Annotated in this window: 15 protein-coding genes; 1 reads left to right on the top strand and 14 read right to left on the bottom strand. The window is 71.5% G+C overall.

All coding sequences use genetic code 11. The features are described from left to right. Window positions 1–42 precede the first annotated feature (42 nt). A complete protein-coding gene (locus tag CTJ15_RS04565; protein WP_226945876.1) occupies window positions 43–1,413 on the top strand; it encodes an IS5 family transposase in 1,371 nt (456 codons plus the stop codon). A gap of 250 nt (window positions 1,414–1,663) precedes the next feature. Here the strand turns inward: CTJ15_RS04565 and CTJ15_RS04560 are convergent, their stop codons facing one another. From CTJ15_RS04560 to CTJ15_RS04495, 14 genes are all read right to left on the bottom strand, one after another. After that, the gene (locus tag CTJ15_RS04560; RefSeq protein WP_019462445.1) at window positions 1,664–2,674 is read right to left on the bottom strand and encodes a phosphoadenosine phosphosulfate reductase family protein; all 1,011 of its coding nucleotides are present in this window, start codon (window positions 2,672–2,674) and stop codon (window positions 1,664–1,666) included. After that, the gene (locus tag CTJ15_RS04555; RefSeq protein WP_019462446.1) at window positions 2,671–3,645 is read right to left on the bottom strand and encodes an ArdC family protein; all 975 of its coding nucleotides are present in this window, start codon (window positions 3,643–3,645) and stop codon (window positions 2,671–2,673) included. Before CTJ15_RS04555 ends, CTJ15_RS04560 begins: the two co-directional genes overlap by 4 nt. Before the next feature lie 183 nt (window positions 3,646–3,828). Then, window positions 3,829–4,143: a DUF4326 domain-containing protein gene (locus CTJ15_RS04550; protein WP_019462447.1), complete on the bottom strand. Its 315-nt coding sequence runs from the start codon at window positions 4,141–4,143 to the stop codon at window positions 3,829–3,831. Window positions 4,144–4,307: 164 nt separating this feature from the next. After that, window positions 4,308–4,586 (bottom strand): hypothetical protein, encoded by a 279-nt coding sequence (locus CTJ15_RS04545; RefSeq protein WP_019462448.1) that lies wholly within the window; start codon window positions 4,584–4,586, stop codon window positions 4,308–4,310. Window positions 4,587–4,596: 10 nt separating this feature from the next. Beyond that, complete coding sequence (locus tag CTJ15_RS04540; protein ID WP_019462449.1) at window positions 4,597–4,944, bottom strand: hypothetical protein; 348 nt, start codon at window positions 4,942–4,944, stop codon at window positions 4,597–4,599. Between the two features lie 153 nt (window positions 4,945–5,097). Continuing rightward, on the bottom strand, window positions 5,098–5,478 hold the full coding sequence (locus tag CTJ15_RS04535) for a hypothetical protein (RefSeq protein ID WP_019462450.1): 381 nt from the start codon (window positions 5,476–5,478) through the stop codon (window positions 5,098–5,100). Between the two features lie 40 nt (window positions 5,479–5,518). Next, window positions 5,519–6,325, bottom strand: a complete 807-nt coding sequence (locus CTJ15_RS04530; RefSeq protein WP_193009594.1) for an XF1762 family protein — start codon at window positions 6,323–6,325, stop codon at window positions 5,519–5,521. A 3-nt stretch (window positions 6,326–6,328) separates the two neighbouring features. Next, on the bottom strand, window positions 6,329–6,919 hold the full coding sequence (locus CTJ15_RS04525; RefSeq protein WP_019462452.1) for a hypothetical protein: 591 nt from the start codon (window positions 6,917–6,919) through the stop codon (window positions 6,329–6,331). A 56-nt stretch (window positions 6,920–6,975) separates the two neighbouring features. Beyond that, window positions 6,976–7,338 (bottom strand): hypothetical protein, encoded by a 363-nt coding sequence (locus CTJ15_RS04520; RefSeq protein WP_019462453.1) that lies wholly within the window; start codon window positions 7,336–7,338, stop codon window positions 6,976–6,978. Beyond that, window positions 7,335–7,508: a hypothetical protein gene (locus tag CTJ15_RS24235; RefSeq protein WP_019462454.1), complete on the bottom strand. Its 174-nt coding sequence runs from the start codon at window positions 7,506–7,508 to the stop codon at window positions 7,335–7,337. Before CTJ15_RS24235 ends, CTJ15_RS04520 begins: the two co-directional genes overlap by 4 nt. A 189-nt stretch (window positions 7,509–7,697) precedes the next feature. Continuing rightward, window positions 7,698–9,470, bottom strand: a complete 1,773-nt coding sequence (locus CTJ15_RS04510; RefSeq protein WP_019462455.1) for an ATP-binding protein — start codon at window positions 9,468–9,470, stop codon at window positions 7,698–7,700. A gap of 190 nt (window positions 9,471–9,660) precedes the next feature. Further along, on the bottom strand, window positions 9,661–11,700 hold the full coding sequence (locus CTJ15_RS04505) for an ATP-dependent helicase (protein WP_083854036.1): 2,040 nt from the start codon (window positions 11,698–11,700) through the stop codon (window positions 9,661–9,663). Further along, entirely contained in the window at window positions 11,684–12,019 is a 336-nt protein-coding gene (locus tag CTJ15_RS04500; RefSeq protein WP_019462457.1) for a hypothetical protein, read from the bottom strand. Before CTJ15_RS04500 ends, CTJ15_RS04505 begins: the two co-directional genes overlap by 17 nt. Next, window positions 12,016–12,969 (bottom strand): DUF3991 and TOPRIM domain-containing protein, encoded by a 954-nt coding sequence (locus CTJ15_RS04495; RefSeq protein WP_039732971.1) that lies wholly within the window; start codon window positions 12,967–12,969, stop codon window positions 12,016–12,018. The genes CTJ15_RS04500 and CTJ15_RS04495 overlap by 4 nt, the downstream gene beginning before the upstream one ends. Between the last annotated feature and the right edge of the window lie 144 nt (window positions 12,970–13,113).

The raw sequence follows: 13,113 nt of genomic DNA, 5'->3' as shown, positions 1-13,113 counted from the left end.
GTTCGATTGTTTTCGACGACAAACCCTGCGAATCTTGTGGGCATGAAGCACCGCCCGCGCCCGCCGGAACAGGCCGATCTGCTGCGGCCGCGGCTGGTCGACATGATCGATGGGCGGCACGAACTGGTGCGGCTGGCGGCGCTGATCGACTGGTCCTGGTTCGAGCGGGAATGGGCCGGCTTCTTCCCCGCCGCTGAGGGACGGCCGGCCACGCATCCGCGTCTGGTCGCCGGGCTGATGTACCTCCAGCACGCCCATGGCCTCTCCGACGAGGCGGTGCTCGCGCGCTGGGTGGAGAACCCGTACTTCCAGCACTTCACGGGTGAGACCTTCTTCCAGCACCGTGCGCCCATCCATCCCTCCTCTCTCAGCCGCTGGCGCGGTCGCATCGGTGAGGAAGGTGTCGAGTGGTTGCTGACCAGGACGATCGAGGCGGCTCAGGCTTCGGGAGCTGTGACGTCGAACAGCTTGGCCGAGATCGCAGTGGACACCACAGTGATGGAGAAGGCCATCGCCCATCCGACCGACAGCCGCCTCTATGAGCGGGCCCGCCACTCGCTGGTGACGCTGGCGCACAAGGCCGGGATCGCCCTGCGCCAGAACTACAATCGCCTGGCGCCGCGCCTGGCCGGCCAGGTGGGGCGCTACGCCCACGCCCGGCAGTTCCGCCGCATGCGCAAGGCGTTGCGCACGCTCAAGGGCTACACCGGCCGCATCCTGCGCGATGTTGAACGCAAGCTCGGCGCCGTCCCTGACGGGCCACTGCGGGCGCGCATCGAGCAGCGCATCGCCCTCGTCACCCGCCTGCTGCTCCAGACACCGAAGTCGTCCCGCAAGCTCTACGCCCTGCACGAGCCCGAGGTGGACTGCATCGCCAAGGGCAAGGCGCGGGTGCGCTACGAGTTCGGCACGAAGGTCAGCATCGCCACCACCCTCGCCGGTGGCTTCGTCGTCGGCATGCGCAGCCAGCCCGGCAATCCCTACGACGGCCACACCCTCGCCGACGCCCTCCAGCAGGTCGAGACCCTCACCGGCCAGCGTCCCAGCCTCGCCGTGGTCGATCGCGGCTACCGCGGCCATGGCGTCACGGCAACCAGGGTGCTCGTCAGCGGCACCAGCCGCGGCCTCACGCCCCGCCTGCGCCGGCTGCTCCGCCGCCGCAGCGCCATCGAGCCCGAGATCGGCCACATGAAGACCGATGGCCGCCTCGCCCGCTGCGCCCTCAAGGGCACGCTCGGCGATGCTCTCTACGCCGTCCTCTGCGGCTGCGGCCACAACATCCGCAAGATCCTCGCCCACCTCAGGGCCCTTTTGGCCGCTCTCCTCGCCGCCCTCCGACAGGCAATCCTCACCCCGATCAGCCAAGCCAGCGTCCCGACAGGCCGCACCCTGCTCGCAGGGGCGACAGCCTGAAGACGTTGTTCAAGGCCGACTACGTAGGAGCGGCCAGCCCGCTCGCCTGTGAGGGAGGTGTGGCGCACCGCCAGGTAGACGGCACCCTTCACCTGGCTCGCGGCGAGCACCTCCGTGCGGTTGGTCTCGTTGGCGCAGGCGAACTCCCGGGACAGATAGGCGGCCGGGGTTTCGTGGGTCAGGGGGCGATCGGAAACGAGCCAGCCCATGGGGGCCTCCCTTGTGTGCGGGGGTGGAAACAGGGGTATGGTCAGGAAGGCCCGGCGGCCTCGCCGAAGGCGCCTGCTGGCAGGGTCCAGGCCAAGGGCGACCCCAGGATCGGCAGATCCCAGGTCTCGCCCAGGGCAAGCGCCACGAGGTCGGGACGGGCGAGGGCAACCGGGTAGGGACGGCCAATATCGGCCAGGGCGCGGATCGAGCGGGCGCGCTGGATGGTGCGGCCGAACCGCTCCTCGTAGGCCGCGATGCGCTCGAACAGCGCTGGCGCGATATGGCGGATCGTCGCCCACTGCGCCGCCGAGCCGAAGATGCAGGCCATGCAGGACAGCCTCGACCAGCCCAGCTCATAGGCCGGGTGCGGCCGCACGCCGTGGCGCCGCAGCGCCTCCCAGACCCGGGCCTCGTCCCAGCCATGGACCGGCCGCCAATGGTCGACATGACGCGACCGGCGTGTGCCGCCGCGCGTGTCGGTGCGGTGCGGCTCGAAGGTGGCGTAGCGTGCCCGTGCCGCGCTTTCCTGCGCCCGCTCGCCGGTCACGACCAGGGTGCGGCGGCCCAGGAAGCGGTCCTGACCGGCGATCGTGGCGGCGCCGACGCCGATCTTGAGCGCGGCCGAGCACCAGCGCACCGAGAGGTCGGCCGAGACCTGGGGGAACCGCAGCCGGGTGTTGCGTGGCCCCGCGCCTCCTGCCCTCATGAGGCCATGAGGCGTCTCGAACAGGATCGGCGCCGTCGGTGCATCCTGGCGCAGCATCTCCCGCTCGAAGCCGCCTTCGCGCCAGGAGCGGAACAGCGGCAGGCCGAAGGCCTCCGCCTGGGCGGCGACGTAGGCGCCCGTCACCGGCCAGTCCATGAAGGTGGCTCCGTGGCCGTCCACCTCGTGGTGGTGCAGCTCGATGCGGGCCGGGTCCACGCCCTGCTCCAGCAGGTGCAGCAGGCACGCCGTGGCGTCCTTGCCGCCGGAGGTGAACAGGACGACGTGGTCGTAGGAGCGCAGGTCGGGCGCATCCCCGGCCTGGCCTTGCCTCAGGGTGGCGCTCACGCCTCGTCGCCGGCCTCGTCGCGCCGTGCGTCCTCGGCCGCGATCCGGGCGTATCCGGGGTGGAAGGCCAGCAGGTAGTCGGTGATCCTCTGTGCCTCCGCCGCGGCGCGGAAGATCTCGCGCTTGTCCTCGCGCAGCGTCCTGAGCCACGACGCCACGTAGCTGGCGTGGTTGGGGATATCGCAGGGCAGGCCCAGCTCGGCGCCGATGAAGCAGGAGGCCAACTCGGCGCGCAGCTCCTCCTGCGCGTAGGCCTGGCTGCCGAAGCGGCCGGTCAGGTCGCGGTCGAGCCGGTGCGTCGCGCCGGAGGCGTGCGCCAGCTCGTGCAGCGCCGTCGCGCAATAGCCTTCCGGACTCGCGAAGGCGGCGCGTGGGGGCAGTTGGATGTGGTCGGTGGCGGGGCAGTAGAAGGCACGGTCGCCGCCTTCGCGGAACACCACGCCGCTGTTGCGCATGATGGTCCCGGCTGCCTCGGGCGTGCGCCAGGACGCCTCCTCGACGGAAGGCGCCTCGAAGGGGGCGATGCCGTCCACCTGGCTCGCGTGGAATACGGTGTAGGCGCGCAGCACCGGCACGGTGCGGGTGGCCCCCTCCCCCTCGCCGCCGGCATCCGGCGCGGCGTCGCCGTCGCGCAGGGTCAGCTTGCGGAAGAAGAACACGCGCGAGCCGCGCTCGCCGCGGCGGACCTGCCAGCCCTTCGCCTCGGCCTGCTTGTAGGTCAGCCACCGGGGGTCGGTGCCGGCGAAGGCCATGCCCGTCATGCCGAGCAGCAGCAGGTTGATCCCGTGATAACGGCGGCCGGTGGTGGCATTGCGCGGCGAGAGCGGACCGGCGCCGGCCTTGTCCTGGTCCCAGGGACGGCGCCACGGCAGGGTGCCCGCCTCCAGTGCCGCGATCACCTGGGCCGTGATCTCGGCGTAGTGGTCGCGGGACGCCGGGCGTTCGGACGACTGGCGGCGGGGATGGGCCATCGGTGTTCCCTTTCATTCTCTCGGAACACCTCCCCGCCCCCGCATCCGGGGCGGCCGGGGCAAGGGCGCGCGCAGCGCGGGAGGCGCCAGCCGACGAACCCTTGCGGCGGCCGTCCCCGGTGCGGGACGGCTCGCCTCTCCCTCCCCTCTCTCTGCCGCTGGTTTCCTTCTCCTCCGCCTGCCCTACGGCTTCGCCTCGCCTTCGGCCTGCACCAGCTCGGCGGCGAGCCTGGCGTAAACGTTGCCGTGGCAGGGCAGCGGCGCGCACCAGCAGAAAAGCCGCCGGCCGTGCATCGCCCGCACCTTCGCCCGCCGCGCCGCGCCGGTCTTCGGGTCGGCGAGCCGCGCGCGCTCGGCGGCCTCGAACTGCGCGATCACCTCCGCCCGGGTGCCGTCGCGCCCCAGCACGAACGGATTGCCGAACTCGGTGCGGCGGTCGATCCGCACATCGCCCGGCCGCAGTGCCTCACGCTTGAGATTGTGGATCGTGGTCGTCATCGCCCTGTCTCCTTTCGCGATGCGACCCGAACCCGCATCCGGGGCGGCTGGGGCAAGGGCGCGCGCAGCGCGGGAGGCGCCAGCCGACGGCCCCTTGCGGCGGCCGTCCCCGGTGCGGGACGGCCCTGCTCTCCCGATGCCCCGTTTCTTCCGGGATCACCGGATCAGGCGTGCCACTCGAAGGTGGCGAAGTCGTCGAGCATCGGGGCGTCACGGTCGAACAGGAGGTACTCGCAGCCCTGCTCCCGGGCGCTCTGGAACAATCCCCAGAGGGTGTCGGAGATCTCTGGCCGTTCCTCGCAGGCAAAGACGAACCAGCCGTAGGGGGTCCTGGCGCAGAGGACCTCGCCGGTGTCGTGTCCGGCGCAGGCTTCGAGCAGCGTCCGATCCTCATCCGAGAGATGGGCGGTGGACAGGTCGAGAAAGGTGCGGACGGCGCTCATGGGGGGCTCCTCAAGGGCTCTCGGGGACGGGCTGGTCGATGGTCGGGGATGCCGGCGCCACGCGCACTGGCAGGGCGTGGAGATCGTCCCAGGTCAGGGCCGGGCAGGCGCCCATGCGACCAAGGGCCAGCGCCATGCGGGCGCGGGTGTAGTGTGAGCGGTGGAAGCCGCCCTGCGCCGGCTGGCGGCAACGCTCGCCCTGCGGAGCGCGGCAGACCGGGCAGTCAACCGCAAGCGTCGGATCGGTGCCGAAGGCCGTGCTGCACCGGGAGCAGGCGATCGCGTCGTTCGCGGCGGCGGGCGCGAGCGGGGTGAGCAGGGCCGTGCCCGGACGGGCGGCAAGGCGGCGGATTTCCATGGCGGTGTTCCTTTCCGAACACCTCCCCTGTCGCCGGCGCCCCGTGCCCCCGGGGCAAGGGCGCCGCGCAGCGGCGGGCCGTCAGGCCCCTGCCCTTGCGGCGGGGGACGGGGTGCGGCACGCCCCTCCTCCCTGTCTCTCATCTCTCCTGCCTCATGCCGGGACTGGAGCCGGTGTCGGGGCGGAAACGGTCGGACTGGCCAGCTTCCGGTAATTCGCTTCTTCGCCAACGTCATCGCGCAGATGAGCGTGCTGGCCGAAGGTCCCGGCCCTCTCGGCGTCGTCGAAGCCGCGGGGCTTGCGCTGGTCGCTTGCCATCGTGACGGAGATGACGAAGCTTGCCTCCGGGTTGGCGGCCAGCACGTCGCGGCCGAAGGCGGACACGGCCTCGGTGATGCCGCCCAGGCCCTGCACGGCCAGGCGGCGCGTCGGCGTGCCGCCGCCGATGCCGATGCCGATGGAGGTCCAGCTGCAGCCCACCTCGCGCACGCGACGGCCGGGATAGGCGGACAGGACGATGTTGATGGTGGCCACGGCGTGGCTCCTCCTTGCTGGTGTTGTCGGACGGGCCGGCTCACCCGGGAGCATCCAGGGTGAGAGGCATGACGGGATTCGGCGCGGATGGGCGCTCCGCTGCCCGGCGAGGCCGCAGGAGGCGGGACCAACGGCACTTGTCGATCGGCACGCCCTGATCGCGGCGCGCCCGGGCCGGGCTACTCCAGGAACGGCCGCGCACGCGGGCGTCCCTGGTCCAGCCCGAGGCGGTGAGGCTACCGCCCTCCTCATCGGCACGGGTGTAGGTGACGATGCGCTCGAAGCCCCGCGCTTCGGCCTCCCGCGCCGCCCAGCCGTAGAGCTGCGAGCAGGCGTTCCAGGCCAGGACGCGGGGCACGTCGCGGCGGATGCACAGCCGGTTCACCTCGACCGTGCCGCGGCCCATCAGGCCGCGGGCGACAGGGTTGCCGACCATCACCACGCCCAGCAGCCGGGTCGGCCCGTTGGCGATGGCGGCGCCGTAGCGCCAGGCGACCGGGGCGGCATTGTGGGCGTGATGCCGCCGCACGAAGCCGGCCGCGGCCGCGAAACTCACGGGCCGGATCTCGAGCTTCCAGTCCAGCAGCAGCTGGCCGCAACCGGTATCGGCCACCCGGCGAAGCGTGCCTCCCAACAGCACCTCGGCGCCGAGTTGGCGCAGCAGGTCGCGCGCCCAGGCGGGATCGTCGGCAAGGCCGGCACACACCTCCTCATGGGCCGCCTCGCAGCAGGTCTCCAGCTGGAAGGCGTGGTCGGTCCACGCCTCGGCCAGTTCCAGCACAGCTGGCCCGCCACACCAGGGGCAGGCCGCCGGGAGCCCTTCAGAGGGATCGCAGGTGAGACTCATGGTTCAGGCCACGCTGCGGCCCGCGCGCTTCGCGCAGTGGAGATGCAGCTCGCGGGCGACGGAGCCGAGATCACCGATCACCTCGCCGTAGTTCGGCGCCTCGGCCGTCAGGCGGATTTGATGATCCTCTGCGAAGAAGCTGCCGTGTTCCCGAACCGCCAGCAGGACGATGCCGTCGACCCGCAGCACCCGCGCCAGACGGGCCAGGATCTGGCCCAGATCCTCGCTGCGCCCTTCCTGCTCGACCAGCCGAGCCATGCCGCGCTGCAGGGCCGCGAGGGGCTTGCCGAAGCGCGCGAGATCGCTGGTGGTGAACACCTCTCCGCACTCCGGCATATAGCCGTAGCGGGGTGCGTAGGGCTCGGCATGCCGGTCGTCGATCTGGCAGGTGAAGCGGAAGCCCTCGTGCAGGATCGGCCGGGCGCCGTCCTCGTGCCACAGCAGCGGTCGCAGATCGCCGTAGCGCCGTGGCATCGCGCCGTCGCGCGTGTGCATTACCAGGGCGTCGACATGCGCGTAGGCGTCGTCACGACCGGCGTGCGACAGGTAGGGACGCAGGACAAGCAGCCGTGGCGGCCGTGCCGGGTTGGGCATGGCGGTTCCTTTCGGGTGGGGATGGTGGGGGCAGCCGGGAGGGTGCGGCGCGCCCGTCAGGGGTCCGTGCGGGTTTCCGGTGGTGGCGCGGGCTGTGTCAGCAGGGCACTGACCTTCCGGCGCCAGCCCGCGAACCAGTCCACGAGGTCGGCGCCGGAGACCGGCTCATCCTCCTCGAACTGCTCGCGGAAGATGTTCAGGGCCTCGTCGAGCAGGCGCCGCATCGCGGGCGCCACGGCGAGCACGGCGGCGGTGCCGTGGGCCAGGGCGTGGCCACGTGAGGTCCCGTCATGCAGCACGGCCACTACCAGGGCCGGGCTCTCGGCGGTGCGGACCAGGCCGTAGCCGTCTTCCACCACGTCCTCCACCACGGCCACGTCGAGTTTGCCGGCGCCGCCGGTCAGGGTGGTGCCGCTCATCGCCGCGCCTCCTGCTGGGCGGGCACGCGGCTGGTGGAGGCGCTCTGCACCAGGAACCCGGGCAGGATCACGATGGCCAGGATCGCGGCCAGGAAGGCGAGGAGGCCGGCGATGGCGGCGAGGTCCTCGCGGCGTCCTTTGCGGCGGGCGAGGCGGTCGGCGAGATCCATGATCCCGTTCCTTCTGCTGCGTCTTCTTCCCGAAGACCCAGCCCGCCGGCCGCCCCGGCCGGGGCGGGGCAAGGGCGCCGCGCAGCGGCGGGAGCGGAGCGACGCACCCTTGCCGCGTCCTGGCCGAGGGTGGCAGGGCCTCCCCCGCCCCCTCGTTCCTCTCCCTTCCCTCCTCTCGAATCCGCCTCCCTACAGGGTGGCCGTCACCTCCTTGCCCGCCGCGTTGACGATGCGGATCGTGCTGCCTACCTGGGATTCGGTGATCTGCAGCTCGATGCGCCCGGTGCCCAGGGTGCGCAGCACCCAGCGGGAATCCCGGAGGGCGTCGACGATCCGCGCCGCCACGGCCGCGTCATTGTCCAGCAGCAGTCCGCGAGCCATGTCCAGGGCATCCACCGTGAAGCATTCCAGCTGCCGGTCGTAGCTGTCGGCATCAGCATCGTCGCTGTAGCTGAAGAACCCCTCAACCAGGGCATCAGTCAGATCACCGGGAGCGGTGCCACGCGTCACGACGAAGTCCGGGAACAGATCACCGAAGGCCTCGGAGGTAAAGAAGAAGGGAACCTCCGCCTCGTGCAGAAGGGTCGGCACGCCGGGTGAATGGCCTCCGTTCTGCACCAGGAGGCGGGCACGCACCGTCTCGACCACCCGGCGATCGTCCTCGCACGACACGGGCGGGCTGCCTGAGACCGGCGGCGCCAGCTCCTCGGTCATACCGTCCGCACCGACGCCGACCGCCGACACCTCCCACACGACGCGCAGCGCGTCATAGGCGGGATAGCCGGCGAAACGGGGATTGGACTCCACCACCCGGGGACCATCCTTCCAGCCCAGCAGCAGGCGGTGCAGGTTGGCCTGGTCGCAGGCCTCACTCCACCTGACGCCGTCCGCCAGCAGCACCTCGGTTCCATCCGTTCCGAGCACCACGGGCGCCTCCACGCCATCCAGACGGCTCCGCGTCTCGTAGGTGACCATCCGCCAGGGAGACAGCGCGATCTCCACGGGTGGCAGGGTGATCCCCAGCCGCTCGGCCCGCTCCGCGTCGGTGAAGGCCAGCGCATGCTTCGGTTGCCGGGCAACCGCCTCCAGCAGAGCCCGCTCCGCCCGCGCCCGCATGGCGCGGAAGAAGTCGTTGTCGATCGGCTCGTTGCGCGCCGGCAGCACCAGGCGCAGGTCCGGGGCCGACATCACGTCCACGAACACGCTCCGGGTGGGCCCCCTCACCTCGGCAAGGGCGACCGCCGTGCCGCATTCCACGACGTGGCCGTGGAAGTTCAGGTACAGACGGCTGCTCCAGCCACGGTGGCGGTCGAACAGATCCAGCACCTGAGGTCCGGGCTCCCGGAACACACCCAGGCGCAGCCCCTGCCATTCCACCACATGCTCGGCGGCGGCCAGGAAGTCGCGCTGCCCCAGGGGCTGGCCGTTCAGGGTCACCGGCAATGGGTAGAAGCGGCACGCCCGCTCCACGAGCCGTGCGACACCAGCCTCCGTGACCGGAAAGGTCAGCTCGGTGCCAGCGTCCATCCCGGGGTCAGGCAGCACCGCGGCGTCGGCCTCGCCGCAGAACACCGCCCGGCTCAGCGTCACCCGCCGGCCGAGGGAACGCACGGTCACGCCGCGCGAGGCGAGCGAGAACACCCCCATGCCGGCGGCGTTCTCCGCCAGATCCGTCCGCTCGTCCCAGGCGGAGGCGCCGAAGGTCACCAGCTTGCCCATGTCGGCAATGCCGTGCCCGTTGTCGCGCACGACAAGGGTGGCCCGGCCCTCCTCGCCGAAGTGCTCGATCTCGACCCGGCTGGCGCCGGCACGGCGGGCGTTCTGCAGCACCTCGGCCAGCACGGTGGGCAGCGACTGGTTGAACAGCTCCGGGCTCTTGCGCAGCACCTTCTCGCCCAGGGCGCCGCGGATGCGGGCGATCGGAATGGACGGCGCGGGCATGATGGTGGTGGCGTGGGTCACGGGTAGCCTCTCCTGCTGATCTTCTTCTCGAAGACCCCCACGCGCAGCCGCCCCGGGCGGAGCGGGGCAAGGGCGCCGCGCAGCGGCGGGAGGCGTGAGCCGACGCACCCTTGCGGCGATCCGGCCGAGGGTGGCACAGAGTCCATCTCCTTCCCCTGCCGTCGCGTCCTCCCTTACCTTTTATGCTCCCTCATGCCCTTGGCCGGGTACGGAGGCCGGCGAGCATCTCGTTGAGGGCGTCCATGCCGGCCTGGCGGGGCGAGGGTCGCGCCGGCCGCCGCTCCAGGGGGCGCAGCCATCCCTCATGCCGGTTGGCTTCGGGGATGTCGTCGAGGAAGGGCGACGGATCGACGTAGCCGCGGCGGAACTCGGCATAACTGACCGCCACCCGCTCCTTGCCGCGGGTGAGCGCCACATAGGCCAGGCGCCGTTCCTCAGCCGCGTCGCCGTACTGGCTCGGAAAGATCGTCGTGTTCCAGGCCGGCAGGAAGACATGAGCGAACTCCAGCCCCTTGGCACGATGCAGGGTGAGCAGCTGGACGCGCCCCCCGGCCTCCTCGCCCGGCGCGGCGCTGGCCAGTGCGGCATGCTCCAGCAAGTCGGTCGCCGAATGGAAGCCTCCGGCCAGCAGCACCAGCTCGGCCAGGTTCTCCAGGCGCCCCTCAACCGTCTCGGCGCGGCTGTCGCGCAGCCATTGTCGGTAGCCGGTCCGGTCGAGCAGCATGGACAGGCGGTCGGCCACCGTGGCGCCGGTGTCGGCCGCGACCGAACGCACGGCGTCCGCGAAGGCTCCGGCCGCCCCCCGCACCCTGGCCGGCAGATCCGCGGTGTGGCAGGCGGCGAGCAGCGAGGAGCCGCGCCATTCGGCGTCGCGCTCCAGCAGATCGAGCGCCTTGGGGCCGATGCCGCGGGGTGGGGTGTTGCAGGCGCGCCGGAAGGCCTCGTCGGACTGGCCATCGTCAGGGCTTGCGGCGAGGCGAAGCAGTGCCAGGGCATCCTTGATCTCGGCGCGCTGGTAGAAGCCGACATCGCCCACCAGCACATAGGGCACCCTTGCGCGGAGCAGCTCCTCCTCGATGTTGCGCGACAGGTGGTTGGCTCGGTACAGGATGGCCATGTCGTGCCAGAGCACGCCCTCCGAGCCGCGCTTGCGGATCTCGGCCACGATGCCGGTAGCCTCGGCCTCGTCGTTGCGGAACCTGACCACCTCGATGGGCTGGCCCTGCTCGCGGGTAGGGCGCAGCGTCTTGCCGAGGCGGCCGTCCTCGCGCGCGATGACCGCGTTGGCCGCGGCGAGGATGTGGCCGGTGGAGCGGAAGTTGTCCTCCAGCTTCACCACGGCTGCATCCCGGAAGTCGCGCGTGAAGCGGCGGATGTATTCGATGTCCGCGCCGCGCCAGCCGAACACCGCCTGGTCATCGTCGCCGACCGCGAAGATCTCGCCATGGTCCCTGGCCATCAGCCGGAGCCATCGGTACTGCACGGCATTCACGTCCTGGTACTCGTCGGCCAGGATGCAGGAGAAGCGGCTGGCGAAGCGCTGCCGGCGTTCCTCGTCGTGTCCCATGCACACGCTCGGCCAGAGCAGCAGGTCTCCGAAATCGGCGGCGTTGGCCTCCACCAGCCGCCGCTGATACTCGGGGTAGACACGCGCCGCGGCGCGCAGGCCGGAGGCGTCGGCCATCCGGTCTCCAGCAATCATCGCCTCGGCGCGGATCGCTGCCTCACCCGGGGTGATGAGGTTGTCCTTGAAGCGTCCGATGTGTCCGGCGATGGTCTTGACCGGGTCCCTGCCCATGCCCTCGTTGTCGGCATCCTCACCTCGGGCCTTCATGATCCGCTTGAGCAGGCGCCGGCTGTCGTCGGCGTCGAGCACGTCGAAACCCTCGCGCAGCCCGGCCATCTCCGGCTCCAGGCGAAGCTGGCGGGCGCCAAGACCATGGAAGGTGCCGATCCAGGATGGCGCCGCCTGGCCGTCAAGCAGGGCGACGATGCGGGCGCGCATTTCACTGGCGGCCTTGTTGGTGAAGGTCACGGCCAGGATGCGAGAGGCGGGGATGCCGCGCTCGGCGATCCGCAGCACGACGCCGGCGGTCAACGTCTTGGTCTTGCCGGTTCCGGCTCCCGCCAGCACCAGCACCGGCCCGTGCATCCCGGCCGCCTCTCCCTGGGCAGGGGTCAGCCCGGCCACCAGGTGGTCGTGGTCTGTGGTGTCAGATGCGGTCGGCATGGCAGTTCCATCCATGGCAGACGACAAGCGCGGCCTCGGGGCCGTCGTCGTGGTCGAGGGTCAGCAGGGTGAAGGCGTCGTCCAGCAACCAGAGGCCGCTCTCGTCGCGCTGTCCCGCGACCACCACGCCCCGGTAGTGGTCGGAGCCGTCGCAGGCCTCGACCAGCACCGGCCGGTCGATCGCGGCATCCCCGGTCGGCGGCACCGTGCAGCGGGCTCTCAGCCGGTCGGGCAGCCGGAGAAAGGCGGTGTGCAGGGCCCGTGCAAGGGTCCACGCTTCGTGGCTCGGGGCCGGAGCCGCGCGTTCGGTGGTGCTCATGCCCCCCTCCCCTGTCGCAAGGCGTCGTTCCAGTCGTTCAGCCCGTGCGGTGGCAGGCAGCGCTCGCTGGGCACGCCCGCCGCCGCGGCCCGCTCCCCCAGGAAGGCGGCGTAGCGTTCGCCGGGTGGGTCACTGTCGGTGGCGACGGCCAGGCAGGCATCCGGGAGGGCGGCCATGGCGGCCAGCAGAAGGTCCAGGGCACGGACGGTTCCAGGCCCCATGCCGCCGCTGGTCGCGACATAGAGGGTGTCGCCCCGCAGTCGTTCGACCGCCGCGAGGCTCAGGGCGTCGATCGGCGCCTCGGCCACGGCCAGGCGGTGCGGCAGCACCTCCCGCGAGCGGATCCAGCCGGGCAGGCGGAACAGGGTCTTCTCGCCCCCCTTGGCGAAGCCGCGAAACACCGGCCCGCGCATGTCGAAGCCTGTCAGCGTGCCGCTCTCGTCGCGATGGGCGAACCAGGCGGTGCCGTAGGCCCCCTCCCGGAGGGCGCCCGCCGCCGCCGCTGCCCGAAGCACCGGAGAGGGCAGATGCCGGACCTCGGCCAGGTAGCCCCAGGCCCGCGATCCCGGACGGAGAGACTTCGCCGCAGCCCAGCGCATGGCGGGTGGGACGCTCCCCTCCCCTTGCGGACGCACCCGCTCGTGCTCGGGAAAGCTCGGCTGCAACCCGACCATCTCGCGGAGCAGCTTGCGGACATGGCCGAAGTTCAGATCGGGCCGGAGGTGCTGCACCAGCCGGAACACATCGCCCTTGGCGGTGCTCCCGGCGTCCCACCAGCCCTGGCCGCCATGGTTGACGATGATGATCTCACCCTTGCCGCGCCGGTACTTCAGGCAGTCCCGGGTGCTTTCCGCCTTGTCCAGCTTCCAGGGGGGCGGCAGGCGCTCCAGCAGGGCGGCACAGTTCACGCCCTCCCTCAGTCTATCCAACTCCTCATCGGGGCCACTCATTCCTCGGAATCCTTCACCGTGATTCCACCCGCCAACCGCGAGACGGACGCGGGACAAGGGCGCAGCCGGGGCCTGCCCCGGCGCGGGAGGCGCCAGCCGACGCACCCTTGTCGCGTGTCCGGTGCTCGCGGTAGCGGCCCCGCT

The sequence above is a fragment of the Roseomonas sp. FDAARGOS_362 genome (genome assembly GCF_002754815.1).
Classification (GTDB): domain Bacteria; phylum Pseudomonadota; class Alphaproteobacteria; order Acetobacterales; family Acetobacteraceae; genus Roseomonas; species Roseomonas mucosa.
This window is presented reverse-complemented; position numbering and strand designations above follow the sequence as displayed.